We start from the raw sequence: 24,816 nt of genomic DNA, 5'->3' as shown, positions 1-24,816 counted from the left end.
GACCGGGCGGACGCTCCCGCCCCGAAGACGAGCACGCCCCCGCACCGACCACACCGCCAGCAGCAGCGGCCGCACCGGCGGCACCGGTTGCGGCGATGACTCTGGTGCATCCGAAGACGAATAAACCGCTGATCCCGGTGCGCTCGAACGTGATCGAAGATCCCATCCCGTTCTTAACCTGCCCGCCGCGGGACGCCGCGGCGGGGAAGGCGCCTCATACAGCCGCCAGCTCGAAACCGGAAACGGCTTCGAGCCATTCCCCGTGCCCAGGGCCGGAATAGCACACCCAAGCGGCCCGAGACTCCGTGCTCGACCGGCCCGAACCGGCATCCCCTCACCGCCACCGAACCCATACCCACAGCGCCCGCCGCAGCTGCCGAACCGGCCTCGAGAGTCCCGCTCCTGCTCTCCACGACCGACCTCCGTGGCCGACAGGGCACCCCCGGCCCCCACGCAGCTCCTCATCGCTGCCTCGCCTGAAGCCCGACCGAGAATCACCGAACAGCCGAAGACTCCACCCCGCCCAACCATCCACCTCGTCATCGCCGCCGCCCTTGGCGCAGAACAACCATCCACCCCACACCGCTCCCGCCAATGCAATCTCTGCCATTGCCGGGCTCCGGAGGCGTACGGGACGCGGGCATAGCCCGTCTCTGTTCACACAGGCCGCGTCACGCCGGGGCGACCAGGGACCGGAGTACTCCGGTCCCTGGTTGACGAGTCCCCGCGCTCTTCGAGTTGAGGCGGGCTTGGAGTCGCCGGGTACGCGACTCACGGCCCCCTCCAGCTAGTCGTTGATGGCGCGCAGGACCGGCTTCGTGGTCAGCGCCTTCGCCGCATCGGGTGCGTTCCTGAGCTTCTGGCTGGTGACGGTGAACGTCGCCGTCTCGCCGGGGATGAGCGTCAGCAATGCCTTGTCGACGCGCGCGTCGGGGTCGAGGCGGTCGGCGAACAGACACAGATCGCGAAGAACCGTCTCGGCGGTGACGGTGACCGCCACTCCCCCGTCGACGACCTCGGTCTCGGCGGTCCAGCGGGCCTTGGGCCAATCCATGTCCTTGTCCTCCTTGGTGAACCAGGTCGCGCGCGGGATGTCGTCGCGCCCGGTCACCAGGAATTCGCCGTCGGCGGGGAGGACGTCCTCGGTCAGGTCGACTGTCGCCGCCTCGCGCGGGCCGATGTCGAGCTTGAGCAGGGCCCGGCCGAGTATGCGGCCTTCGGCGCTGCACTTCCAAAAGCCGATCACGTCGTCCCACGGCTCGGCGGAGTCGTTTACGGCGACGAGTTTGAGGCCGTCGCCTTCGGGCTGGAAGGTGGCGATCCGGTCGGCGAAGACGTCCCGCAGGGCGTACCAGAGCGGTTTGAGCCGTTCCTCGCCGTCGATCGCGGCCCAGGAGGTGACCGGCCAGCAGTCGTTGAGCTGCCACATGATCGCGCCGGTGCAGTGCGGCTGGAGCGAGCGGAAGTACTCGATGCCGAGACGCAGCGCTCTGGCCTGGTTGACCTGCGTGTAGTAGTGCCAGTCGTCGAACTCCTCGGCGGGCGGCAGGTGGGAGTCGAGGCCGCGCTGGAGCTTGGCCTGGCCGTCTATGGCCTTCTGGTGCCACAGCATGTTGGCGGATTCGGGCTCCAGCGGCTCGTCGGTGACCATGCGCCGCACCGTGGCCCATGTGGGCGGCGCCTGGTAGCCGAACTCGGCGACGAAGCGTGGCCTCCAGTTGCGGTAGTGGGTGTAGTCGAGGTCGTTCCACACATCCCAGATGTGGACGGACGCGTTCACCTGGTCGTTCGGGTGCAGTTCTCGGTCGCCGGACCAGGGGCTGCCGGGCCAGTACGGCCTGGTGCCATCCACTTCGGATACGAGCTTGGGGAGCAGGTCGAGGTAGTAGCCCTCGCCCCAGCTGCGGCCTTCGAGCCGCGGCTGCCAGCCCCAGTCGTGCCAGCCCCAGATGTTCTCGTTATTGCCCGTCCAGGTCACCAGGCTCGGATGCGGGGCCAGGCGCACCAGGTTGTCCCGCGCCTCTGCCTCCACTTCAGACCAGAACGGCTCCTCTTCGGGGTAGGCGGCGCAGGCGAACAGGAAGTCCTGCTTCACCAGCAGGCCGAGCCGGTCGCACGCGTCGTAGAAGTCGTCCGACTCGTAGACCCCGCCGCCCCACACGCGCACGCAGTTGACGTTGGCCTCGGCGGCTTGGAGGAGGCGGCGCTCGCAGCGGTCGGCGTCGACGCGTGCGAGGAAGACGTCGTCGGGGATCCAGTTGACGCCCTTGATCCAGATCGGCTCGCCGTTGACCTTGATCGTGTAGGGCCGGCCGTGCTCGTCGGGCTCGGTGTCGAGTTCGACGGTGCGAAAGCCGATCTCCCGCTCCCACGAGTCGAGTTCGACGCCGAGGGCTCGCACCTTCACTGAAACGGGGTAGAGCGGCTGGCCGCCGTGGCCGCGCGGCCACCACAGCTCGGGCTCGTCCACTTCGAGCCGGACGTCGGCGCTGTCGGATTCGGCCGTCAGGCGCACGGCGGTCTCCCGTCCGTTGATCTCGCAGACGAGTTCGACGTCGGTGGCGACGGCCTTGTCGATCCGGACTGCGAGGTCGACGATGCCGCGGCCGTCGGCGACGCTCACGCGCGGCACGACCTCGTCGATGCGAGCGATGTTCCACTGCTCCAGGCGGACCGGCCTCCAGATGCCGGCGCTCGCGAGGTTCGGCCCCCAGTCCCAGCCGAAATTGCAGGCCGCCTTGCGGATGAAGTTGCCCGGCTCGGGGTCGTAAGCGTTCGGCCTGGACCCGAGCCGATCGCGCTGAGCCTCGGCGTAGCCGTACGGCGAGGTGAAGGCCACTTCGAGTTCGTTGGCGCCCTCGCGCACGAGGCTGCGGACGTCGAAGCGGTAGCGGCGGTGCATGTTCGCCGTCTCGGCGACGACCTCTCCGTTGAGGCTCACCCGCGCGACCGTGTCGAGCCCGTCGAAGACCAGGTCGATCCCGTCCCAGGGCTCGCCGGAGTGGTCGAAGACGGTCCGGTAGGTCCAGTCGGTGCGCCCGATCCACGACAGCTCGCGCTCGGCGTCGTCGACGTAGGGGTCGCCTATGAGTCCGGCCGCCATGAGGTCGGTGTGGACGCAGCCGGGAACGGCCGCCTCCACGTCGTCGACCTCGACCGGACTGCCCGCCCCGGCGGTGACGGTCCATCCGTCGTGCAGGGTTCGCTTGGCGCTCAATGAAACTCCTTTTATGCCTTGATACCGGACAGGGCGATGCCCTTGATGAAGTGCTTCTGGAACATGAAGAAGAAGACCACAGTCGGCAGCGTCGCCAGCATAGACGCGGCCATGGCGACGCCCATCGAACCAGGGCTGGAGACGATCGCGTTGTTCAGGTTCGACAGGGCCACCGGCAGGTTGAACAGCTCGTCCGAGCGGATGATGATGAGCGGCCACAAGAAGTTGTTCCACTCGGCCAGCGCGACGAAGATCGCCATGGCCGCCAGCGCGGGGCGCAGCAGCGGCAGGATGATCTTCCACCAGATGCGCCACTCGCTCGCGCCGTCGACGCGGGCTGCGTGGACGAGGTCGTCGGGGATGGACCTGAGGTATTGGACGAGGAAGAACACGACGAACGCCTTGGCCAGGCCGGGGACGATGTAGCCCAGGTAGGAGTCGGTCATGCCCAGGTCGGAGACCAGGAGGTAGTTGGGGATGAGGCTGACCTGCCAGGGGATCATCATCGAGGAGATGATGACGACGAAGATGATCCGGCGCCCGGGGGCGGCGGTCTTGGTCATCATGTAGGCGGCCAGCGAGGCGATCAAGAGGCTCAGGACGGTCACGACCACGGTGACCATGAAGCTGTTGAACGCGAACCGGAGGAAGCCGCCGGCGACGTCGTCCCATCGTTGGAAGACGCCGGCGACGTGGTCGGGATCGCCGCCGGGACCGGTGTATTCGGGGTCGTAGAAGGAGTCCGCGGAGGGGCTCTGCGGGAAGAACGTCGGCGGGTTCCTCATCAGTTCGGGCACGGTCTTGAACGCGGCGATGATCATCCACCAGAAGGGGATGAGTACGACCGCGGCCCACAGGTACAGCGGCAGCCGCGCGAGTTCGCCGAGGAGGTTGGGGCGCTTCCGCGGCTTCTTGTCGACGCGGTCGGCCTCGATGACGGTGGCGACGCTCATTTAGAACTCCTTGAACGTGCGCGTGACCCGCAGCTGGATCAGCGTGACTATGAAGATGATGAAGAACAGCACCCAGGCGATCGCGGAGGCGTATCCGAGCTGGAAACGGTTGAAGCCCATGTCGTAGAGGTAGGGGACGATGGTGAGCGCGCTGTCGATCGGTCCGCCGACGATCGAGGAGGACCGGTTCCACAGCAGGTAGACCGGTTCGAAGATCTGGAACGCGCCGATGGTGGAGGTGATGACGACGAACACGGTGACGGGCCTGAGCATCGGGAGCGTGATGTGCCAGAACTGCCGGACTTTGGAGGCGCCGTCGATGGAGGCCTGCTCGTAGAGCTCGTCGGGGATGGCGTTGACGCCGGCGACGAAGAGCACCATGGCGTAGCCGACGCCGCCCCAGACGGCCAGGACGACCAGGATCGGGACGCTGAGGGTGGGCTCGGCGAGCCAGGCCTTGTTGCCGCCGCCCAGGAACCGGGAGATCGTGTTGGCCAGGCCCCAGGAGTCGACCATGAAGATCCACTTCCACACCAGGACGACGCCGACGCCGGCCGAGACGGAGGGCAGGAAGAAGACCGTGCGCAGCAGGCGGTCGCGCATCGAGGTGGACTTGAAGGACATCGCGAGCAGCAGGCCGAGCGCGGTGGTGAGTGCGACCGAGGCGATGACGTATTTGAAGGTGTTCCAGATGGCGGTGTGGAACCGGTCGTCTTCGAAGATGAGGGTCGTGAAGTTCTCGAACCCGACCAGTTCCGGGGAGCGGATGCCGTTGAAGTCGGTCAGGGAGTAGTAGAGCGACCGGCCCAGCGGATAGACGAGGAAGACGAGGAACAGCAGCGCGAAGGGCACGAGCATGAGGTAGGCGGGCCCGAACCGCTGGAGGCGGTGGCCGCGCCTGGGCCGGCGCACTGGGCGTGCTGGTTCGGCTTCCGGCTCGGGCCGGACGGTCTGCTTGACGCTCAAGGGGAGTCTCCGGAGATTTCAGTGGCGGGGGGCGGGCCCGGAGCGCGAGGGTCTCGGCGCTTCGGGCCGTCCGGCCCGGTCGGCGTTCTATCGGAGGGTGGCTTCGAGTTCGGTCTTGGCCTGCGCGAGGCCTTCTTCGACCGAGGCGCCGTCGAGGACGATGGTCTGGAGTGCGCGCTGCACGTTCGGGGACGCCTCTTCCCAGCCGCCGCAGTTGGGCGGGCCGACGGAGGTCTCGAAGATCTCGGTCAGGGCGCGCTTGTTGGCGTCGTCGAGGTGGGTGTCGGCGACCTTGTCGGTGCGCGGGGGCAGCCACAGTACGTTGTCCTCGGCGGCGGCGGCGAGCATCGCGTCGTTGCCTTCGTCGGAGTAGACCATGTCGATGAAGGCCGCCGAGGTGCCCGGGGCCTGGGACTGGTCCATGACGCCCATGACGTTGCCGCCGATGAAGCTTCCGGCGCTGGCGGGTCCGGCGGGCAGCGGGGCGGAGCTCCATTTGCCTTCGAGTTCGGGGAAGCCGACGGCGAGGCCGTCGTAGTTCCAGGAGCCGCCGGTGGCGAAGACGTAGTCGCCCGAGGAGAGGCCTGCGCCGAGGTCGGGCTGGTCGGTCGGGACGTTCTGCTCGCTGAAGCGCTTGGCCCAGTAGTCGGTTCCGGCCGCGACTTCGGGGGAGTCGATGGTGACCTCGGTGCAGTCGTCGTTGTAGACGCTGCCGCCGGCCTGGTGCATGTAGTTGAACCAGTCGAGCCAGCCGATGGGCTCCCAGGTGGCGACGAAGGGGGTGTCGTAGCCGGCCGCTTGGAGGGCGGTGACGGCGGCGTCCATCTCGTCCCAGGTGGCCGGGACTTCGAGGTCGTTGTCTTCGAGGATGTCGGTGCGGTAGAACATCGAGTAGGTCGTCATGTTCAGCGGGACGCCGTATAGCTCGCCGCCGGGCGACTGGATGGACTCCCACAGGCCTTCGATGACGTTGTCCTCGAGGTTCTGGGTGTCGTATTCGCGCAGGTCGACCAGGCCGCCGAGTTCGCCGAACTCGATGCCCCAGGAGAGGCCGCCGGTGAAGATGTCGGGGCCGTCGCCGCTTTGTATGGCGGTGAGGATCTGGGCGTGGGCGTCGGCCCAGTCGATGGCCTCGACTTCGACGGCCACGCCGTGCTCGGCCTCGAAGAGCTCGCCGACGGCCTCGATCATCGGCAGTTGGGTGGCGTCGCCTGTGTGCCAGAAGGTGATCGAATCGACCTCTTCTTCTTCCATTGTGGTGCCGGCTCCGCCACCGGGATCGTCGGAACAGGCTGCCGCGGTGAGTGCGAGGGCGGCGGCCACGGCCGCGGCGCCGTAGCGCTTGGTTCTTGAGATCACGATGGCGTTCACTCCGTTCGCGAAGGAGTTGTCCGATTTTGCGCCCAGGCGAAACTTAACCGGGTAAGTGGCCTGAACCTATATGTTAGATCACAGTTCGTCAATGTCTTGATGTCCTCGTGATCGAATTGTAATCACTTCATTAGATGCTTCGATGCGCCATGACGTAGCTTCACTGCTGGTGAGGATGGGGTTGGTGAGGAATATTGACCTGCAGTACTTGCCATTGCCGGGGACTCCATCGTGTCCCCTGGACTTCACAGACGCCACTTGACATCGAAATACGCCCATGGTTCAGTGTTTTCACTGACCCGGTTAAGATGCTGCGCATCACAGTCCCCTCATCGGCGACCTCACGCGCCCTCCACACCGGAACATCGGCCAATCCCTCGACGCGAAAGTTGAGCAGATCATGACGAAACGGCGAACACTCATCGCCTTGATAGCGCTCCCAGCCTTGGCGGCCTCCGCCTGCACCGGCGGCGGAGGCGGCAGCGAAAACCCGTCGGAACTCTCGATGAACGAGTTCCCGCGCAACGAGACCCTCTACATCACCGGAACCGGCGGAGGCCCTCCGGCGGACTGGAACACCATCACACCCGGCGAAGTAACCGGCCTCAACGGCCTCGGCTACGAGACCCTCTTCCTGTTCGACCCCGAGACCACCGAGCTCGACCCCTGGCTCGCCGAGACCGGCGAATGGACCGGGGACCTGACCTACCAGCTGACGCTCCGCGACGGGATCACCTGGTCCGACGGCGAGCAGCTCACCGCCGACGACGTGAAGTACACCGCCGAGCTCGGCCAGATCGAAGCCGTCCCGTACCACAACATCTGGGAGTGGCTCGAATCCGTCGAGGTCGTCGACGACCTCACCGTCGAGTTCACCTTCGCCGAAGCGCGCCACCAGGAGTGGAACAACTTCCTGTGGGCCGAGCAGATCGTCCCCGAGCACGTCCTCTCCCAGCTGCCCGAAGAGGAGATCCTCACCGGGGCCAACGAGGACCCGGTCGTCTCCGGGCCCTACACCGTCCACAGCTACGACCAGGACCGCCTCGCGTGGGTCAAGCGCGACGACTGGTGGGCCACCGATCACCTCGACCTCGAAGTCCAGCCGACCTTCGTCGTCGAGGTCATCACCACTTCCAACGAGGTCGCCCTCAACCTGGTGGCGCAAGGGGAGGTGGACCTGTCCAACAACTTCCTGCCCGGCATACAGGACCTCATGGCCTCGAACCCGGACTTGAGCACCTATCACGACGAAGCGCCGTACATGCAGCAGGCGAACACCGCGATGCTCATCCCCAACACCACGGTCGAACCGCTCGACGACCCCGAGTTCCGCAAGGCCATGGCCAGCGCCGTCGACGGCCAGAAGATCGTCGACTCGGTCTACTCCGGAATCGTCGCCACCGCGAACCCGACCGGGCTGCTGCCGCTGTGGGACGACTACATCGACCAGTCCGTCATCGACGAGCACGGCATCTCTTACGGCGCCTCGGAAGCCGCCTCGATCCTGTCCGCGGCCGGATACGAGGACGGCGACGGCGACGGCTTCGTCGAGAACACCGACGGCGAGGCCGTCGAACTGACTCTCAACGTCCCCACCGGATGGACCGACTGGGAGGAGGCGGCCCGCTCCATGGCCGCCGACCTGCAGGCCGCGGGCATCAACGTGACCGAGGAGTTCATCGACGCCGGCGCCGTCGACGACGCCCGGACCAGCGGCGACTTCGAGATCATCATGAACAACTGGAGCGGCATCAGCCACACCCCGTGGACCCACTACCGGTACCTGTTCCAGCTGCCGGTCCTCGACGACCAGTCCACCGCCAACTTCTCCCGCTGGGAGAACGAGGAGGCCTGGTCCCTGACCGAGGAGCTGGCCGCGACCGCCTCGGACGACCCGCGCTACCAGGAGATCCTCTCCGATCTCCAGCGGATCTCACTGGAGGAGATGCCGGCGATCCCGGTCTGGTACAACGGCGCCTGGTCGCAGGTGAACAACGCCGTCTGGACGAACTGGCCCTCCGAGGCCGACGACACGCCCAACGTGATCCCGACCGCCTGGAACGGCTACTGGAACATGAGCTCGATCTACATGCTCACCGAGCTCGAACCGGCCGGATAGCCCGCCGGGGCCGGGGAGCCGCCGTGCGGTTCCCCGGCCCCGCACCGACCTTCCTAGGAGTCTCCATGGGCCGATACTTCAGGCGCAAACTGCTCATCTACGGCGTCACCTTCGTCATCGCGGTGTCGATCAACTTCGCCGTCCCCCGCCTCATGCCGGGCGACCCGGTGGCGCGCATGCTCAGCCGCAACAAGGTGGCCAACCCAGAGTCCTCCGAGGCCATGCGCGCGTACTTCGACAACGTCTTCGGCTTCGACGTGCCGCTGTGGCAGCAGTACCTCAACTACTGGGCCGCGCTGTTCAAGGGCGACCTCGGCGTCAGCGTGTACGCATTCCCCGCCTCGGTGTCCTCGGTGATCGCCGGCGCGCTGCCGTACACGCTCGCGCTCCTGCTGCCGGCCATCCTGCTCAGCTGGATCGTCGGCAACAGCCTCGGCGCCATGGCCGCCCGCAACAAGTGGCTGGACAACGGCGTCCTGCCGGTCGGGTACGTGTTCACCGCCGTCCCCTACATGTGGCTGGCGATCCTGCTCGCGTGGGTCGCCGGCGTCATCCTCGGCTGGTTCCCCGTCGCCGGAGGCTACAGCTTCGCACTCACGCCGACGTTCAGCTGGGTCTTCATCGTCGACCTCGTCCACCACTGGTTCCTGCCGTTCCTGTCGCTGTTCATCGTCGCCCTCGGCGGCTGGGCCATCGGCATGAGGAACCTCGTGATCTACGAGCTCGAATCCGACTACGCGAACTACCTGCAGGCCCTCGGCGCACCGAGGCGCCTCGTGCGCCGCTACGCGTTCCGCAACGCGATGCTGCCGCAGATCACCGGACTGGCGGTCGCTCTGGGCATGGTGGTCGGCGGGGCCCTGGTGACCGAGGTCGTCTTCGCCTATCCCGGGCTCGGCAGCCTCCTGCTCAGCGCCATCAACAACCAGGACTTCTTCCTGCTCCAGGGGATCTTGCTGTTCATCGTCATCGGAGTGCTCGTGTTCAACTTCCTGGCCGACGTCGTCTACGTCCTGGTCGACCCGCGCACCCGTCTCGGACTCGAAGGAGGACAGTCATGAGCGCCGACCTCGTGCTCCAGACCGAAATCGTCGGAAAGCGCAACGAGCACCTGTACTTCGCGCTGCGGAACCGCAAGGTCGTCATCGGCTCCTCGATCGTCCTGGCGCTGCTGCTGCTCGGCGTCGTCGGGCCGTTCTTCCTCTCCTCGACCCCGAACGAGTACGTCGGGCCCAAATCGGCGGCGCCCAGCGGCGATTACTGGTTCGGGACGACCTACTTCGGGCAGGACGTGTTCGCACAGTTCGTCCACGGACTGCGCTCGTCCTACCTGGTCGGGGCACTCGGCGGCGCCATCGCCTTCGTGATCGGCCTGAGCGTCGGCTTCACCGCGGGCTACCGCGGCGGCCTGGTCGACGAGTTCCTCAACATGATCACCAACGTCGTCCTCGTGCTCCCCGCGCTGGCGGTCCTCATCGTCATCAGCTCCTACCTTGAGGTCAGGGGCGTCGTCTCGCAGGCGGTCATCATCGGCCTGTTCTCCTGGCCGTGGGTCGCCAAGGCCGTGCGGTCCCAGACGTTCACCCTGCGCAACCGCGACTACGTCGACCTCGCCAGGCTCACCGGCAAGCGGGCGCCGCAGATCATCGTCCGAGAGGTCATGCCGAACATGGCCTCCTACCTGCTGATGGCGATCATCCTGCTGTTCGGCGGCGCGATCCTGTTCGCCGCGATGCTCGACTTCATCGGCCTGGGCCCCACCAACGCCGTCTCACTCGGCACCATGATGCAGCAGTCCATGGCCTGGAGCGCGCTCCACCTCGGACTGTGGTGGTGGTTCGTGCCGCCCGGCCTGGCGATCACCGCGATCGTCGGGTCCCTGTACATCACCAACGTCGGTCTCGACGAGGTCTTCAATCCGAAGCTGAGGGAAATGTAGCCATGGCACTGCAAGTGGAGGACTTGAAGGTCCACTACCGCACCACGAAGGGCGATGTTCGCGCCCTCGACGGCGTGTCCTTCTCGCTCGCCGACGGCGAGATCATGGGGCTCGCCGGCGAGTCCGGCTGCGGGAAGACCACGCTCGGCAAGAGTCTCATCCGGCTCGACGGGCGCATGCGGCACGTCGGCGGCAGCGCCGTCCTCGACGACGAGGAGCTGCCGATCGGCGACGACCGGGCGATGAACGCGCGCCGCTGGAAGGAGGTGTCGATCATCCCCCAGTACTCGATGAGCGCGATGAACCCGACCCGCAAGATCGGGAAGATGACCGCCGAGCTGCTCCGATCCCGGCGCATCTCCTACCGCGATATCGAGGACGAGCTGGTCCGCCGGCTCGAACTGGTGGGCCTGTCGTCGAAGGTGCTCGGAAACTACCCGATCGAGCTGTCCGGCGGCATGAAGCAGCGCATGGTCATGGTCCTGTCGACGCTGCTGGACCCGAGCCTGCTCATCGCCGACGAGGTCACCTCGGCGCTCGACGTGACCAACCAGAAGGCCGTCGCCGAGACCCTCGTGAAGTTCCGCGACCTGGGCTTCGTCAAGAGCATGATCGTGGTCACCCACGACCTGTCGCTGGTCTACCAGATCGCCGACACGATCATGGTCATGTACGCCGGGCGCATCGTCGAGAAGGCCCCGGCCGAGACCGTCATCAAGTCGCCGCGGCACCCGTACACGCAGGCGCTCATCGGCGCCCTGCCGGAAGTGGGGCTCGAATACGGCACCGAGCGGCTCAGGAGCATCCCCGGCAGACCGCCCCACCTGCTCGACCCGCCGACCGGGTGCCGCTTCCGCGACCGGTGCCCGCTCGCATTCGAGCAGTGCGCCGAGGAGCCCCCCGCCGTGGCCGTCGCCGACGGCCACGAGGTGTCCTGCTGGAAGGCGGCGAACTGAAATGCTCGAACTCGAACACGTGTGGAAGTCCTATCGGATCGGCGCGCTCGGCTCCAAGCGGCTGACGGCGGTGCGCGACGTCAGCTTCCAGATCGCCCCCGGTGAGGTCCTGTCGGTCGTCGGCGAGTCCGGCAGCGGCAAGACCACGATCGGGAAGATGGTCCTCCAGCTCGCCTCAGTCACCCGCGGCACGATCCGCCTCGACGGGGCCGACGTCACCGCGCGCGGCCACCGCGAGCGCAAGGCCTACTACCGGCGCGTCCAAGGAGTGTTCCAGGACCCCTTCAGCAGCTACAACCCGATCTTCAAGGCCGACCGGGTCCTGGAGACGGTCCGCGAGTCGTACTTCCCGCGCACCGGCCGCGGCGAATGGAACGAGAAGGTCGAGAACTCGCTCCAGGCGGTGCGGCTCGACCCGGGCTCGGTGCTCGGCAAGTACCCGCACCAGCTCTCGGGCGGGCAGCTGCAGCGCATGCTCATCGCCAGGGCACTGCTGCTGGACATCGAGGTGCTGGTGGCCGACGAGATCATTAGTATGCTCGACGCGTCGACCCGGATCGATGTGCTCAACCTGCTCGGGGAACTGAAGGAACGCGGCCTCGGCGTGCTGTTCATCACGCACGACCTCTCGCTGGCGAACTACATCAGCGAGCGGGTCGTCATCATGCGGCACGGCGCGGTGGTGGAGACCGGCGCGACGGGGACGGTGTTCGGGGACCCCCGGCACCCCTACTCGCGGAACCTGCTGGCCTCCGTCCCGCAACTGCACCGCAAGTGGTCCGACGATCCGGCGACGCCGCAGGAGCTGGAGCCCGACGGCGACCGCAGCGTCGATCCGCCGCCGCTGACGCGGGTCGGCGAACAGCACTGGGTCGCGGCTCACCCGTGAGCCCGGCCGGCCCGCCTTAGGGCACCACAGCAACGAGGAGACAGCATGACCAGACGCCCCACCATCGCCGACATCGCCCGGGCGGCAGGGGTCTCCAAGGGCGCGGTCTCGTACGCGCTCAACGGCAGGCCGGGAGTCTCGGCGGCCACGCGGGAGCGGATCCTGGCCATCGCCGCCGACATGGGCTTCGTGCCCAACCGGGCCGCGAGGTCGCTGTCGGTCTCCTCGGCGCAGACCGTCGGCATCGCGCTGCGGCGCCCCGCACGCACGCTGGGGATCGAGCCGTTCTTCATGGAGCTCATCAGCGGCATGGAGGCGACGCTGTCGGCCGGCTCGTTCGGCCTCACGCTGCAGATCGTCGACTCTCCGGAGGAGGAGCTCGACGTCTACCGGCGCTGGTGGGCCGAGCGGCGCGTCGACGGCGTCCTGCTGTGCGACATCCACGTCGACGACAACCGCCTCGACGTCATCGCCGGCCTCGGGCTGCCGGCGGTGGCGGTCGGCGGGCCGGTCGAGGACGGCAAGCTCGCGGAGGTGTGGCACGACGACATCGAGCCGTGCCGCGAGGTCCTGGAGTACCTGTACGCGCTCGGACACCGCAGGGTCGCGCGCGTGGCCGGCCTGCCGCACCTGCTTCACACCACGATCCGGGACGCCGGATTCGAGAGCGCGGCGCGGGAGCTGGGGCTGGATTCCTTCACCGGCATCCACGCCGACTACACCGGGGAGCAGGGCGCACGGATCACCCGCCGCCTGCTCACCGCCCCGGCGCGACCGACCGCGATCGTCTACGACAACGACGTCATGGCCGTCGCGGGCCTCGGCGTCGCCCACGAGCTCGGCCTGGAGGTGCCCGAGCGGCTCTCGATCGTCGCCTGGGACGACTCGCCGCTGTGCCGTCTCACCCACCCGACGCTCACCTCCCTGACCCGCGACATCACCGCTTACGGCTCAAAGTGCGCCGAGGTCCTGCTCTCGCTCATCCGGGACGAGCCGGTCGCCGGGGAGGGGAGCCGTTCGATCCAGTTCACGCAGGCGGTGCTCTCGCCGCGCGGCTCGACCGGGACGGCGCCCGAGTAGGCCGGGGCCGCGGCGCGCGCTTGTGCGGTTCAGTCGTCGTATTCGAGAGGCCGAGAGGCCGAACACCTTGTACTCGATCAATATTTATGGTTGTCTATCTAAAGGTTGGTATTAACCGATTCACCTACGGATAGAAGGATTGATATGACCATCCCGAACACCGTGGCCGTCCCGGCACCGCGGGGACGCTCCCCGCGCACATGGCTACTGGCGGCGGGTGCAGCTCTGCTCGTGGCGGTCGCCGGCATCTGGCAGCTGGCTCCGGCCGAGGCGCAGCAGGGGGGCTTCTCCGTCGAAGGCACCCAGCTCATCGACGCGAACGGCAACCCCTTCGTCATGCGGGGCTCCTCCCACCCCCACGTGTGGTACCAGGGCGAGTTCGAGAGCATCGGCGAACTCAGCGACCTGGGCGCCAACACCATCCGCGTCGTCCTCGGCTCCGGTCACCGCGACTGGGGCACCACCACGCCCTCCGACATGGCCGCGATCGTGGCCGAATGCAAGGCGCAGCAGGTTATCTGCATCCTCGAAGTCCACGACACCACCGGTTACGGCGAGGAGTCCGGCGCGGCCAGCCTCGACCAGGCGGTCGACTTCTGGGAGGACATGTACGACGTCCTCCAAGGCGAGGAGGCGTACGTCCTGGTCAACATCGGCAACGAGCCGTGGGGCAACCAGAACACCTCGGGCTGGGTCGACGCCACCGTCGGCGCCGTCGAGCGGATGCGCGACATCGGCTTCGAGCACACCCTCGTCGTCGACGCCCCGAACTGGGGCCAGGACTGGGAGCAGCTCATGCTCGACAACGCCGAGCAGGTCTTCGCCGCCGACGAGGACGCCAACACGCTCTTCTCGGTCCACATGTACCAGGTGTACGGCACCCCCCAGACCGTCAGCGATTACTTCGACGCCTTCGCGGCCAAGAACCTCCCGCTGATGGTCGGCGAGTACGGCGACGAGCACCAGGGCGAGCCCGTCGCCTGGGAGACCATCCAAAACGAGGCGCAGGCCCGCGGCATCGGCTGGATCGCCTGGTCCTACTCGGGCAACAGCGGCGGCAATGAACACCTCGACCAGGTCGTCAACTTCGACCCGGCCCAGCTGACCTCCTGGGGTGAGCGGGTGTTCAACTCGCAGAACGGCATCAAGAACACCGCCGAGCGCGCCTCGGTGTTCGACGACGGCGGCGAGCCGACCGACCCGACCACGGCCCCGAGCGACGACCCCACCACCGGCGGCCCGACCGACGACCCCACCACCGGTGACCCGACCGAAGGCGACTGCTCGGCGAGCATCGAGGTCGTGAGCGACTGGGGCTCCGGCTGGCAGGGCAACGTGACCGTCACCGCCGACCAAGGCGCCATCAGCGGCTGGACGCTCACCTGGACCTGGCCCGGTAGCCAGACCGTCCAGAGCCACTGGAACACCGAGCTGACGCAGACTGGGAACTCGGTCTCCGCAGGGAACGTCGGCTGGAACGGCGCCGTCTCCTCCGGACAGAGCCGCGAGGTCTTCGGCTTCACCGCCACGAACGGAGGCGCTTCTCCAGAGGTGACATGCGAAGCCGCTTAAAAACGGACGAAGCGGGCGGCGGGATCGATCCCGCCGCCCGCTCTGCCGTGGACGATCAGCCGTTCTTGGTGGGAAGCTGGAACTTCCCCACTCCGCCGTTCGGCAGCTGCGAGCGGATCTTCGACTTCTTGGAGCCGATGGGCTTCTTGCCCGCGGCGCCCTTCTTGCCGCGGGCGAGCGCCCGCCGCTGCTCGCGGTTGAGCGGCTCGGCGGCTTCTTCTGGTTCGGTCGATTCGGGTGATTCGGTGGTCATGTGGATCCCCTTCGCGGGTCGAGACGGAGTGACGCGAGCACTAGATGGAACGAGGCTCAACGTCGAGAAAGAACGGAGCGCTCAGTCGCCGTACAGAGCGGCCGGGAAGGCGCGTACGACGCGGCCGGGACGATCGGCGGCCGAATCTCATCTAAAGGATCATGCCGATCACTCTAGCGGCACGACCCTCCCCGCACAAGCGTGTTTGCGGTCGGCGCTTCGGTGACTAGGCTCATAGCCATGAGTGCGCCTCCTCGGAGAAGCCAGCGAGCCGGAAATTCACCCAGACCGGCCAAGATCGCCCGCGTCCGGACCATCGCGCAGGACGCCATGCGCGGCGGGCGGTGGTGGACGCTGCTCGACTTGGAGAAGAGCCTGCGGGCCGACGCCGAGTTCTGGCGTGACCTGTGGGCGCCGAGCCTGGCGATCGCGGCCCACAAGGTCGGTCTGCCCTCGGCACGCGACCGGCTCGACGAGGCCATCGAGAAGGGCTTCCACCAGGTCGACCTGTTCGAGCCGGAGCTGTCGCGCGCCTTCGGCCGCGACGAGGACTGGGACGCGGTCCTGGAGCGCGCCCGCGCCAACACTCCCGGACCGCCGCTGCGCATCACCGCCTGGCCCGAGCCGGGCCTGACGGCGCCGCTGCGGCTGGAGACCGTCGCGAGCCACCGGGAGGCGCAGCTGAGGAGGCGCCTGCCGTCCCCGACCGCCGGCGCCTGGGACACAGCCCGCGCAGTGCTGGCGTGGACGAACGGGCTCTGGCGCCACGCCAACGCCCGCATCAACGCCGGGGACTCGGTGGACATCCTCGAACAGGTCGCGAACGGCGCACGCTACAGCTGCGTCGAATACTCCATCGTGCTCGCCCAGAGCCTGAACGCGCTGCGCATCCCGGCCAGGCGCGCAGACCTGCGGCGCGGCGACTACCACGACGGCGTCGGGAAGGGCCACGCCGTGACCGAGGCCTGGATCGACGACCTCGACGCGTGGGTCCTGCTCGACGGCCAGCACGGCTCCTACTGGGTCGACGAGGACGCCCGGCCGCTGAGTCTGCCCCAGCTCCAGGCGAGGGAGCGGCCGGCCAGGCCCGTGAGCATCGGCCCCCGGGACGGGGTCGAGGACGTGGAGCTGTGGTTCGCGTACTTCCGGCACGCGTCGGTCACCGGTGCCGCCTGGGCGCCGAAGGGCTTCGTGCCGACCTTCCAGGGCTCATACGTCGTCGAGACCGAGCGGCTCCTGCACGACGCCTCGGACGCCTACCCGCGCCTGTCGGACATCGCCGTCGCGGTGACCTCGCTCGACGGCGCCCCCGCGGTGCGAGTGGTGCCGACGCACCCGTACGCCGTCGGCGGCACGATGGTGGGCGCGGCGGCCCACCCCGCGAAACGCGTGGGCCCGAACGTGGGATGGGAGCTGGACCTCACCCCGGGCGAGCACCGGGCGGATCTCGCCGCGCTCACTCCGTACGGCGCCCTCGCGTCCCACGAACTGCGGTGGACGGCAAGTTAAGCGCTCTGTAAGGCCGCTATGTGAGCTGGCACGCATTGCCGACCGACTCCGGCGGGCAGACTCGTAGCATGCAGGATCTCCCCTTCGCGTTCGCGCTCATCGCCGGGGCCGTGGCCGCGGTGAACCCGTGCGGATTCGCACTCCTCCCGGTCTACGCCGGTTTCCTCATCACCGGCGAGGCCGACGAGGACGTCTCGCGGTGGCGGGCCCTGGGCCGCGCCGGCCTGTTCACCGTCGCGATGACCATCGGCTTCGTGACCGTCTTCGGCGCCTTCGGTCTGCTCGTGTCCACCGCGGCGGTCGGCATCACCGGCTTCCTGCCGTGGGTGACCATCGTCGTCGGCGCCGCCGTCGCGCTCGCCGGTGTGTGGCTGCTGCTCGGGCGCGGCCTGCCGACGTTCATGCCCAAGCTCGGCGGGCGGGAGGTCAAACGCTCGCTCGGTTCGATGACGCTGTTCGGCCTGTTCTTCGCCCTCGCCTCGCTGTCGTGCACCATCGCGCCGTTCCTGGCGCTGGTGGCGCAGACGTTCCGGTCGACGTCGGTGCTCGGCGGAACGGCGATGTTCCTGGCCTACGCGCTCGGGATGACGATCGTGATAGGCGTGGTGTCACTGGCGATCGCGCTGGCGCGCGAGGGGCTCATCGTGTGGCTCAAGCGCCAGTTCCCTAAGGTCATGCGGGTGGTGGGGGTGCTGCTGCTGGCGGCCGGGCTGTACGTCGCCTACTACGGCTGGTGGGATCTGCGGGTCCTTGGCGGTGGCGACCCGTCGGACCCGGTGATCGAGGGCGCGCTGTCGGTGCAGCGGTTCCTGGAGGAGCTGGTGAAGTCGGTGTTCGGGAGATGAGAGCGGGCCCCGGCTCCGCCGGGGCCCGGGCCTCGGTCAGACGAGGTCTTCGACGGCGTCGTTGAGGTCGTCTTCGCTGAGCGAGCCGCTCTCGACGACCTCGCCTTCGCCGTCGAGAACGACGAAGGTGCTCTGGCTGACTATGCCGAAGGCGTTGCGCAGCTCGTAGTCCTGGTCCTCGATGTGGAAGGCGTCGCCGGTGCCGGTCTGCTCAACGAAGCCCTCGCGGTCGTCGGCGCTGCTGGCGGCGTAGATGCCGGCGCCGGAGACGCCGACGATGTCGATCCGGTCGCCGAACTCGTCGTACAGGTCGGCGACGGCCGGTCCCTGACTCTGGCAGATCGGGCAGTCGTGCTCCCAGAACCACAAGACGGTCGGGTCGCCGACCAGGGAGGCTCCCTCGAACTCCTCACCGTCGACGGTGGTGGCGGTGAAGTCGAGGAGTTCGGGGACGGCCTTGTCCTCCTCGGCGGTCTCCGGGGCCGCCTCGTCGGTCGTCTCCTCGGCCGTCGCCTCCTCGCTCGTTGGCTCCTCGTCGGTGGGCTCCTCGTCGGAGCCGCAGGCGCTCATCGCGAGGGCCGCGGCCAGTCCGGTCGCGGCGATGCCGATCGCAGTGCGTTTCAACGGTTCGTTCCTTTCAGGGGGTCGCTTCTGCCCCCATCATCCTGCGAGGATCCGGTCGGGACCCCGGTAGGCGGTCTTACAGAATGATGAATTCGTCCGGAGTCTGACTCCGGGGCGGCGTATATGCTGACCAGTTGGCCTTGTGTATTGATGTGAGCCGATGTATTGACAGGCAAGCGCTCACAAGGTATGTTCACTATCAAATCCCTCAAAACCCTTCGAGAACCCACAGCGCGGACTCCGACTCCCCGAATGTCCTGCCGATCGAATTGGGAGCGCTCCAGCTCTTGTGGCGCTCCGATCGGCGGAGCAGGAGACGCAAGGATCAGCGGCGAGGGCACCGTCGGCTCCCGGCTCGTCGGCGGGCCCTCGCCGCGACATCGCACAGGCGCAGCGGATCAGCGCAGCGCCTCGTCCAACCTGTAGCGCTCGGCGTCGAGCAGACGCAGGTCGCGCGCGGGCCGACGCAGATGGCCCTTCTGCACGATCCGCTCGAAGGTCGGGTCGCCGGCCTGGGCCATGCGCCTGATCCCCTCGATGTGGTCCACGATCCGTTTGCGGATGACCTTGATGAACCGCTCGCGGTCCCTGCCCGACAGCCCGTAGGCGTCGGCGAACAGGCGCAGGCGCCTGGGACGGTCGGGCTTCTTCCAGCCCAGCGTCATCGAGTCCCGGTCGGTGAAGACCGGCACCCACGTCCAGGCCGCGTACGCCACGTCGTAGATCCGCGAGCCGGGGCTGGCGAGGTCGAAGTCGATGAGGGACAGCGTCCCGTCGGGCCTCCAGACCACGTTGTGGGGCGCGGCGTCGTGGTGGCAGATGACCTCGGTGTCCGGCGGCGGTGGCCCGAACGAGCGCCATGTCGCCCCCGGCTGGGGCCGGAAGCCGTACTGGGCGTCGTGGAACATCCGCAGCATCTTCGCCACCGCGGTGAGCGTCTCGTCGGTCGTCCAGTGCGGAGCGAGCGGGTACTTGCCCGGCTCGCCCTCCACGAACGACAGGACCTCGCGGTCGTGCTCGTCGATCCCGAGCGGCCTGGGCGCACCGGTGAAACCGGCCTGCTCCAGATGCCGCAGCAGGGCGTGGACCGCGGGCGTCCACGGGCCGGTATTGCGCCGGACCGTGTCCCCCAATCGGACCACTGTGCTGGTGTTACCGCCAATAAGCGGAATCTCGTCTTGGCTCACCGGTCCCCGCTGTGCCCGTGTTCTGAATCAGCCGTCGGCGCCATCGACGATCGCGTCGACGAACTCTTCTACCTGGAACGGGGCCAGGTCATCCGGACCTTCCCCGAGTCCGACCAGCTTAACCGGTACCCTCAACTGCCGCTGAACCGCGATGACGATCCCGCCCTTGGCGGTCCCGTCGAGCTTGGTGAGCACGACGCCGGTGATCTGGCAGACCTCGCCGAACACCTTCGCCTGCTGGAGCCCGTTCTGGCCGGTCGTCGCGTCGAGGACCAGCAGCGTCTCGGCGACCGGGCCCTGCTTCTCGATCACGCGCTTGACCTTGCCGAGCTCGTCCATCAGGCCGGTCTTGTTCTGGAGGCGCCCGGCGGTGTCGACCAGGACGACGTCCGTGCCCTCGTCGGAGCCGGCCTTGACGGCGTCGAAGGCGACCGAGGCGGGGTCGGCGCCCTCACCGCGGCGGATCACCTTGGCGCCCACACGGCTCCCCCACGTCTCCAACTGCTCGGCGGCCGCGGCGCGGAACGTGTCGGCGGCGCCCATGATCACCGAATGGCCGTCGGCGATGAGGACCCGGGCGATCTTGCCGCAGGTGGTGGTCTTGCCCGAGCCGTTGACGCCGACCACCATGACCGTCGCAGGTCCCTCGCCCGACGGTGAGACGGTCGCGAGGCTCCGGTCCAGATCCGGTTCGAGCGCGGCGGAGAGCTCCTCGGTCAGCAGCGCGCGCACCTCGGCCGGGGTGCGGGTGCCGAGGACCTTGACGCGCTCGCGGAGGTGCTCGACGATCTGGGTCGTGTCGGTGACGCCGACGTCGGCGCCCAGGAGCGTGTCCTCGACCTCTTCCCAGACCTCGTCGTCGAGCTTGTCGCTGGCCAGCAGCGCCAGCAGGCCCTTGCCGAGGGTGCTGTTGGAGCGGGACAGGCGCGAGCGCAGCCGCACCAGCCGCCCGGCCGTCGGTTCGGGGGTCTCGATCGACGGCCGCTCGGGCTCGGCTTCCACCTGCGGTTCGGCGGGCTCCTCCGCCTCGATCGCCGACGGGCGGGACCGGCGCGCGAGCAGCACGCCGCCGACCACAGCCGCCACCAAGACGAGGGCGGCCACCAGCCAGATCCACAGGTTGTCCACGATTTCACCTTCCGGGAAGTCTCCAGTGCTCCACCACTGTACCGACCCGTCCTCAGGCCTCTTCCCTGATGAACTTCTGCGAGATCACCTGGGTCACTCCCGACCGCATCGTCACGCCGTAGAGGGCGTCGCCGATCTCCATCGTGCGCTTCTGGTGCGTGATGACCAGCAGCTGCGAGTTCTCCTGCAACTGCCTGAGCAGGTTCAGCAGCCGCTGGAGGTTGACGTCGTCGAGAGCGGCCTCGACCTCGTCCATGAGGTAGAACGGGCTGGGACGCGCACGGAAGATCGCGCACAGCAGCGCCAGCGCCGTCAGCGACCGCTCGCCGCCCGACAGCAGCGAGAGCCGCTTGACCTTCTTGCCCGGGGGCCTGGCCTCGACCTCGACGCCGGTCTCCAGCAGGTTCTCGGGGTCGGTGAGGACGAGCCGGCCCTCCCCGCCGGGGAAGACGGTCTGGAACACGTGCTCGAACTCGCGGGCGGTGTCGGCGTAGGCCTCGGCGAAGACGCTCTGGATGCGGTCGTCGACCTCCTTGACCACGGTGTGGAGGTCGGCGCGGGTCCTCTTGACGTCTTCGAGCTGCTCGTTGAGGAACTTGTAGCGCTCTTCGAGTGCGGCGAACTCCTCCAGGGCCAGGGGGTTGACCTTGCCGAGGAGCTTGAGCTCGCGCTCGCCGCGGGCGGCGCGCTTCTCCATGACGGCCCGGTCGAACGGGACCGGCTCGGGCTCGGGCTTTCCCTGGCCCTCGGCCTTGGCGACGTCCTCGGCGCTGGGCGGGACCGGCCGCTCAGGCCCGTACTCGGCCAGGAGCGTCTCGATGTCGACGCCGTAGTCGGCGCCGGCTTTCTCTTCGAGCTGCTCGATGCGCAGGCGCTGCTCTGCGCGGGCGACCTCGTCTCGGTGGGCCGCCGACGTGATGCGTTCGAGCTCTGCGGCGGTGGTGTTCGCGCGCTCTCGCACTTCGGCGAGCGCGGCCTCGCGTCGGGCCTGCTCGGCGGCGATGCGGTCGCGTTCGATGGCGGCGGCTTCGAGGGAGTCGGTGATCTGGACGCCCGTGGTCTCGGCGGCCTCGGCGACGAGCGCTGCGACGGCGGCGCCGCGGGCGCGGGCGGCACGCCGGGCCTCGGCGCGGGCGCGGGCGGCGCGCTCTGACTGAGCTTGGCGGGCCAGAGCGTCGGCGCGGCCCGCCAGCGCCGAGGCGCGCTCTTCGGCGGTGCGGACGGCCAGGCGTGTCTCCATCTCGTTCTGGCGGGCCGCTTCCAGTTCGCGGGCGAACGCGTCGCGTTCGTCGGTGGACGGCTCTTCGACCTCGGGCTCGGCTTCGAGCGCTTCGAGCTGCGCTTCGAGGTCGGCCAGGCCGGCGGTGTCGGCCTCGCGGGCGCGCGTGGCGCGCTCCTTGCTCTGGGCGAGGCGGGCTACCTCGGCCTCGGCGCCGCGGGCCGCGGCGCCGAGTTCGGCGAGGCGGCGGTGGACGGCGTTGTGGGCGGCTTCGGCCTGGCGCCTGGCGGCGCGGACCTCGTCGGCGGCGGTCTCGGCCTCGCCGAGCGCGTCACGGGCTTCGTCGAGCTGTTCGCGCAGGTCCGAGGCGAGCGACTCGGCGGCGATCTTGCGGTCGCGGGCCTCGTCGACGGCGGCCTGGATCTCGATGTAGGACTGGGCCTTCGCCGAGCCGCCGTGGGCGGTGGAGGCGCCGAGGACGTCGCCGTCGCGGGTGACGGCGGTCAGCTCGGGGTGGGCGGCGACGATGGCGCGGGCGGCGTCGAGGTCGTCGGCGACGACCATGCCGGCGAGGACCGATCGGACGGTTCCGGCGAGGTCGGCGGGGGCCGAGACGGTGTCGGCGACGGCCTTGAAGCTCGGCGGGACCTGGACGTGCGAGGCGGCGCCGGCGATGAGGAATCCGGTCTGGCCCCCGTCCTCGTCGCGGAGGATCTGGAGGGCGGCGGCGGCGCTGGCGGCGTCGGTGACGGCGATGGCGTCGGCCAGGCGGCCGAGCGCGGCGGCGAGGACCGCCTCATAGCCGGGTTCTACGGTGAGCAGGGCGGCGACGGAACCGAGCAGACCGGGGAGGGTCTGGTCGCGGGAGAGGAGGGCGGCGGCGCCGTCCTTGCGGCGCAGGCCGACGGCGAGGGCCTCCTCGCGGGCGGTCCACTGGGAGGCCTCGCGGTCGGCGGTGCGCTCGGCCTCGGCGAGCCGGTCGACCTCGGCCTTGGCGGCGGCGACGCGGGTCTTCGCGGCGGCCGTCCGCTCGTCGAGGTCGGCGTCCGCCTCGACCGCTTCGCCTTCGGCCTCGGCCTCGGCGACCGCTTCGGCGGCGGCTTCGGCGCGTTCCCTGGCTTCGGCGAGGGCGACGGAGGCGCGTTCGAGCTCTTCGTCGGCGGCCGCGGTGCGGGTGTGCAGGGAGTCGACGCGGCCGCGGAGCTTGGCGAGGTTCTCGCGGCGTTCTGCGGCGGCCTTGACGGCGCCGACGATGCGCTGCTCGGCTTCGGCGAGCGACTCCTCGGTCTGCTCGCGGGCCTCGACGGCGCTCGCGAGGCGTTCGGAGTCCTCGGCGATGCCCTCGCGCAGCTCGATCTCCTGTTCGCGGATGCGCTGGGCCTCGGTCTCCAGGACGTCGGGGTCCCGTCCGGCGCGGTCGTCGCTCGAGTCCTCTGAGAGGTAGCGGCGGCGCTCGGCGGCGAGTTGGGCGGTGGATCGCAGGCGCTCGGCGACGGCCTGGAGGCGGTACCAGGTCTCCTGGAGGCGGGCGAGGCGCGGCTTGTCGGCGGCGTGGGCGGTCTCGAGCTCGCCGATCTGGGCCGCGAGGCGCTCGTGCTCTTCGCCGAGGACGGCCTTGCGCTCCTTGAGGGCCTCTTCGTCGGCGAGGTCCTTGGCGATGTTCGTGCGGAGACTGTGGAGGTCGTCGGCGAGCAGGCGCAGGCGGGCCTCGCGCAGGTCCATCTGGATGGTCTGTGCGCGGCGGGCGAGTTCGGCCTGGCGTCCGAGGGGTTTGAGCTGGCGGCGCAGCTCGGAGGTGAGGTCTCCCAGGCGGTCGAGGTTGCCCTGCATGCCTTCGAGTTTGCGCAGGGCCTTCTCTTTGCGCTTGCGGTGTTTGAGGACGCCGGCGGCCTCTTCGATGAAGGAGCGGCGGTCCTCGGGGCGGGCGTGGAGGTAGGAGTCGAGTTTTCCCTGGCCTACCAGGACGTGCATCTCGCGGCCGATGCCGGCGTCGGAGAGGAGGTCCTGGACGTCGAGGAGGCGGCAGCGGTCGCCGTTGATCTCGTATTCGCCCTCGCCGGAGCGGAACATGCGGCGGGTGATCGAGACTTCGGTGTAGTCGATGGGGATGGCGCCGTCGGAGTTGTCGATGGTGAGGGTGACCTCGGCGCGGCCGAGGGCGGGGCGGCCGGTGGTGCCGGCGAAGATGACGTCTTCCATCTTGCCGCCGCGCAGTGACTTCGCGCCCTGCTCGCCGAGGACCCAGGCGATGGCGTCGACGACATTGGACTTGCCGGAACCGTTGGGGCCGACGACGCAGGTGATGCCGGGTTCGAACCGCAGGGTCGTGGCCGAGGCGAAGGACTTGAAGCCCTTCAGCGTCAGGCTCTTGAGGTACAACGGTCAACTCCGAGGCGCGGGTCTGCGTGGCTGGGTCGGTCCTAGACTACAAGGCCGTCCCGACGGGAACGGGCATATCGAACCGCCCCGGACACGACAATGCGCGCCGGCTGTCGTGCAGCTGGCGCGCTGGTGTTTCCGTGGTGCGAGTGACGCTAAGTCAACGCGGGCTCTGACAGCCGCATCAACTCCTCGGCTTCGTCGTGTTGAACCTCGTTCTCGCGAGCGCGCAGCTCGGCGAGTTCGGTCTCGAGGTTGCGTACTCGCGCGCGTAGCTGGACCACTTCTTCCATCAGTCGCTTGCTCGGCGCCTGACCGATGTGGCCGTAGAGGGCTTTCGCCATAGTTTCTCCTTGCGATCGCGTCGTTTGGTGACGGTGGTGTACGCACCATAAATAACGTCGCATCTACCTGAGTGTATTTTTGGGACTTGAGCCGATTGCCCAAGCCTGACCATGAAGTACGGCTCATGAACGCTGGCCGTCACTGAACATCATCCGCCTCTTCGGCGGTTCTCGTCAAGCTTTACACAGGCTTTGCCCCTTGGATTGGACGGGGGTCACACCTCGGGGCCCGGCAGCGCCCTCGCGCCTGATAGGGTCCTGACAAA

The 24,816-nt window shown here is 68.4% G+C and carries 19 protein-coding genes; 9 read left to right on the top strand and 10 right to left on the bottom strand.

All coding sequences use genetic code 11. The features are described from left to right. Positions 1-787: 787 nt before the first annotated feature. The 4 genes from L0U85_RS11555 to L0U85_RS11540 form a co-directional block, all read right to left on the bottom strand. A complete protein-coding gene (locus tag L0U85_RS11555; protein ID WP_241377914.1) occupies positions 788-3,217 on the bottom strand; it encodes a hypothetical protein in 2,430 nt (809 codons plus the stop codon). A gap of 11 nt (positions 3,218-3,228) precedes the next feature. Then, positions 3,229-4,170 carry a carbohydrate ABC transporter permease gene (locus L0U85_RS11550; protein ID WP_241377913.1) on the bottom strand — a complete coding sequence of 314 codons (942 nt, stop codon included), beginning with the start codon at positions 4,168-4,170 and terminating at the stop codon, positions 3,229-3,231. After that, a complete protein-coding gene (locus tag L0U85_RS11545; protein ID WP_241377912.1) occupies positions 4,171-5,136 on the bottom strand; it encodes a sugar ABC transporter permease in 966 nt (321 codons plus the stop codon). An 87-nt stretch (positions 5,137-5,223) separates the two neighbouring features. Beyond that, positions 5,224-6,495 (bottom strand): extracellular solute-binding protein, encoded by a 1,272-nt coding sequence (locus tag L0U85_RS11540; protein ID WP_241377911.1) that lies wholly within the window; start codon positions 6,493-6,495, stop codon positions 5,224-5,226. A gap of 412 nt (positions 6,496-6,907) precedes the next feature. Here L0U85_RS11540 and L0U85_RS11535 point away from each other — a divergent pair, with 412 nt between their 5' ends. From L0U85_RS11535 to L0U85_RS11505, 7 genes are all read left to right on the top strand, one after another. Beyond that, positions 6,908-8,626 carry an ABC transporter substrate-binding protein gene (locus L0U85_RS11535; RefSeq protein ID WP_241377910.1) on the top strand — a complete coding sequence of 573 codons (1,719 nt, stop codon included), beginning with the start codon at positions 6,908-6,910 and terminating at the stop codon, positions 8,624-8,626. 65 nt (positions 8,627-8,691) lie between these two features. Further along, positions 8,692-9,687, top strand: a complete 996-nt coding sequence (locus L0U85_RS11530) for an ABC transporter permease (protein WP_241377909.1) — start codon at positions 8,692-8,694, stop codon at positions 9,685-9,687. After that, positions 9,684-10,565 carry an ABC transporter permease gene (locus L0U85_RS11525; RefSeq protein ID WP_241377908.1) on the top strand — a complete coding sequence of 294 codons (882 nt, stop codon included), beginning with the start codon at positions 9,684-9,686 and terminating at the stop codon, positions 10,563-10,565. Before L0U85_RS11530 ends, L0U85_RS11525 begins: the two co-directional genes overlap by 4 nt. A gap of 2 nt (positions 10,566-10,567) precedes the next feature. Next, positions 10,568-11,521 carry an ABC transporter ATP-binding protein gene (locus L0U85_RS11520; protein WP_241377907.1) on the top strand — a complete coding sequence of 318 codons (954 nt, stop codon included), beginning with the start codon at positions 10,568-10,570 and terminating at the stop codon, positions 11,519-11,521. A 1-nt stretch (position 11,522) separates the two neighbouring features. Further along, positions 11,523-12,410, top strand: coding sequence for an ABC transporter ATP-binding protein (locus tag L0U85_RS11515; protein WP_241377906.1), 888 nt, complete (start codon positions 11,523-11,525; stop codon positions 12,408-12,410). A 45-nt stretch (positions 12,411-12,455) separates the two neighbouring features. Next, complete coding sequence (locus tag L0U85_RS11510) at positions 12,456-13,490, top strand: LacI family DNA-binding transcriptional regulator (RefSeq protein ID WP_241377905.1); 1,035 nt, start codon at positions 12,456-12,458, stop codon at positions 13,488-13,490. 144 nt (positions 13,491-13,634) lie between these two features. Continuing rightward, positions 13,635-15,062, top strand: a complete 1,428-nt coding sequence (locus L0U85_RS11505; protein WP_241377904.1) for a cellulase family glycosylhydrolase — start codon at positions 13,635-13,637, stop codon at positions 15,060-15,062. A 55-nt stretch (positions 15,063-15,117) separates the two neighbouring features. On the opposite strand, the gene L0U85_RS11500 is transcribed toward L0U85_RS11505, so the two are convergent. Beyond that, on the bottom strand, positions 15,118-15,315 hold the full coding sequence (locus L0U85_RS11500; RefSeq protein ID WP_241377903.1) for a hypothetical protein: 198 nt from the start codon (positions 15,313-15,315) through the stop codon (positions 15,118-15,120). A 240-nt stretch (positions 15,316-15,555) separates the two neighbouring features. Here L0U85_RS11500 and L0U85_RS11495 point away from each other — a divergent pair, with 240 nt between their 5' ends. Beyond that, positions 15,556-16,824, top strand: a complete 1,269-nt coding sequence (locus L0U85_RS11495; RefSeq protein ID WP_241377902.1) for a transglutaminase-like domain-containing protein — start codon at positions 15,556-15,558, stop codon at positions 16,822-16,824. A 68-nt stretch (positions 16,825-16,892) separates the two neighbouring features. Then, positions 16,893-17,669, top strand: coding sequence for a cytochrome c biogenesis CcdA family protein (locus L0U85_RS11490; protein ID WP_241377901.1), 777 nt, complete (start codon positions 16,893-16,895; stop codon positions 17,667-17,669). A gap of 36 nt (positions 17,670-17,705) precedes the next feature. Here the strand turns inward: L0U85_RS11490 and L0U85_RS11485 are convergent, their stop codons facing one another. The 5 genes from L0U85_RS11485 to L0U85_RS11465 all read right to left on the bottom strand — a co-directional run bounded on the left by L0U85_RS11485 (position 17,706) and on the right by L0U85_RS11465 (position 24,550). Next, on the bottom strand, positions 17,706-18,293 hold the full coding sequence (locus L0U85_RS11485) for a TlpA disulfide reductase family protein (RefSeq protein WP_241377900.1): 588 nt from the start codon (positions 18,291-18,293) through the stop codon (positions 17,706-17,708). 398 nt (positions 18,294-18,691) lie between these two features. Further along, positions 18,692-19,480: an aminoglycoside phosphotransferase family protein gene (locus tag L0U85_RS11480; protein ID WP_347177423.1), complete on the bottom strand. Its 789-nt coding sequence runs from the start codon at positions 19,478-19,480 to the stop codon at positions 18,692-18,694. 27 nt (positions 19,481-19,507) lie between these two features. Then, positions 19,508-20,608 (bottom strand): signal recognition particle-docking protein FtsY, encoded by a 1,101-nt coding sequence (gene ftsY / locus L0U85_RS11475; protein ID WP_241377898.1) that lies wholly within the window; start codon positions 20,606-20,608, stop codon positions 19,508-19,510. A gap of 52 nt (positions 20,609-20,660) precedes the next feature. Next, positions 20,661-24,206, bottom strand: a complete 3,546-nt coding sequence (gene smc, locus L0U85_RS11470) for a chromosome segregation protein SMC (protein WP_241377897.1) — start codon at positions 24,204-24,206, stop codon at positions 20,661-20,663. A gap of 155 nt (positions 24,207-24,361) precedes the next feature. Next, entirely contained in the window at positions 24,362-24,550 is a 189-nt protein-coding gene (locus tag L0U85_RS11465; protein ID WP_241377896.1) for a hypothetical protein, read from the bottom strand. Positions 24,551-24,816 lie beyond the last annotated feature (266 nt).

This window comes from Glycomyces sp. L485 (genome assembly GCF_022548875.1).
Lineage (GTDB): Bacteria > Actinomycetota > Actinomycetes > Mycobacteriales > Micromonosporaceae > Glycomyces.
Note: the sequence above shows the minus strand (reverse complement) of the source record. Positions and strands in the feature narration are given on the sequence as shown.

What these genes read in the sequence shown, in the direction of transcription:
- L0U85_RS11550 (WP_241377913.1), bottom strand. Translation starts at nt 4,170, where the DNA reads ATGAGCGTCGCCACCGTCATCGAGGCCGACCGCGTCGACAAGAAGCCG.
- L0U85_RS11535 (WP_241377910.1), top strand. Translation starts at nt 6,908, where the DNA reads ATGACGAAACGGCGAACACTCATCGCCTTGATAGCGCTCCCAGCCTTG.
- L0U85_RS11530 (WP_241377909.1), top strand. Translation starts at nt 8,692, where the DNA reads ATGGGCCGATACTTCAGGCGCAAACTGCTCATCTACGGCGTCACCTTC.
- L0U85_RS11525 (WP_241377908.1), top strand. Translation starts at nt 9,684, where the DNA reads ATGAGCGCCGACCTCGTGCTCCAGACCGAAATCGTCGGAAAGCGCAAC.
- L0U85_RS11520 (WP_241377907.1), top strand. Translation starts at nt 10,568, where the DNA reads ATGGCACTGCAAGTGGAGGACTTGAAGGTCCACTACCGCACCACGAAG.
- L0U85_RS11515 (WP_241377906.1), top strand. Translation starts at nt 11,523, where the DNA reads ATGCTCGAACTCGAACACGTGTGGAAGTCCTATCGGATCGGCGCGCTC.
- L0U85_RS11510 (WP_241377905.1), top strand. Translation starts at nt 12,456, where the DNA reads ATGACCAGACGCCCCACCATCGCCGACATCGCCCGGGCGGCAGGGGTC.
- L0U85_RS11505 (WP_241377904.1), top strand. Translation starts at nt 13,635, where the DNA reads ATGACCATCCCGAACACCGTGGCCGTCCCGGCACCGCGGGGACGCTCC.
- L0U85_RS11500 (WP_241377903.1), bottom strand. Translation starts at nt 15,315, where the DNA reads ATGACCACCGAATCACCCGAATCGACCGAACCAGAAGAAGCCGCCGAG.
- L0U85_RS11495 (WP_241377902.1), top strand. Translation starts at nt 15,556, where the DNA reads ATGAGTGCGCCTCCTCGGAGAAGCCAGCGAGCCGGAAATTCACCCAGA.
- L0U85_RS11490 (WP_241377901.1), top strand. Translation starts at nt 16,893, where the DNA reads ATGCAGGATCTCCCCTTCGCGTTCGCGCTCATCGCCGGGGCCGTGGCC.
- L0U85_RS11465 (WP_241377896.1), bottom strand. Translation starts at nt 24,550, where the DNA reads ATGGCGAAAGCCCTCTACGGCCACATCGGTCAGGCGCCGAGCAAGCGA.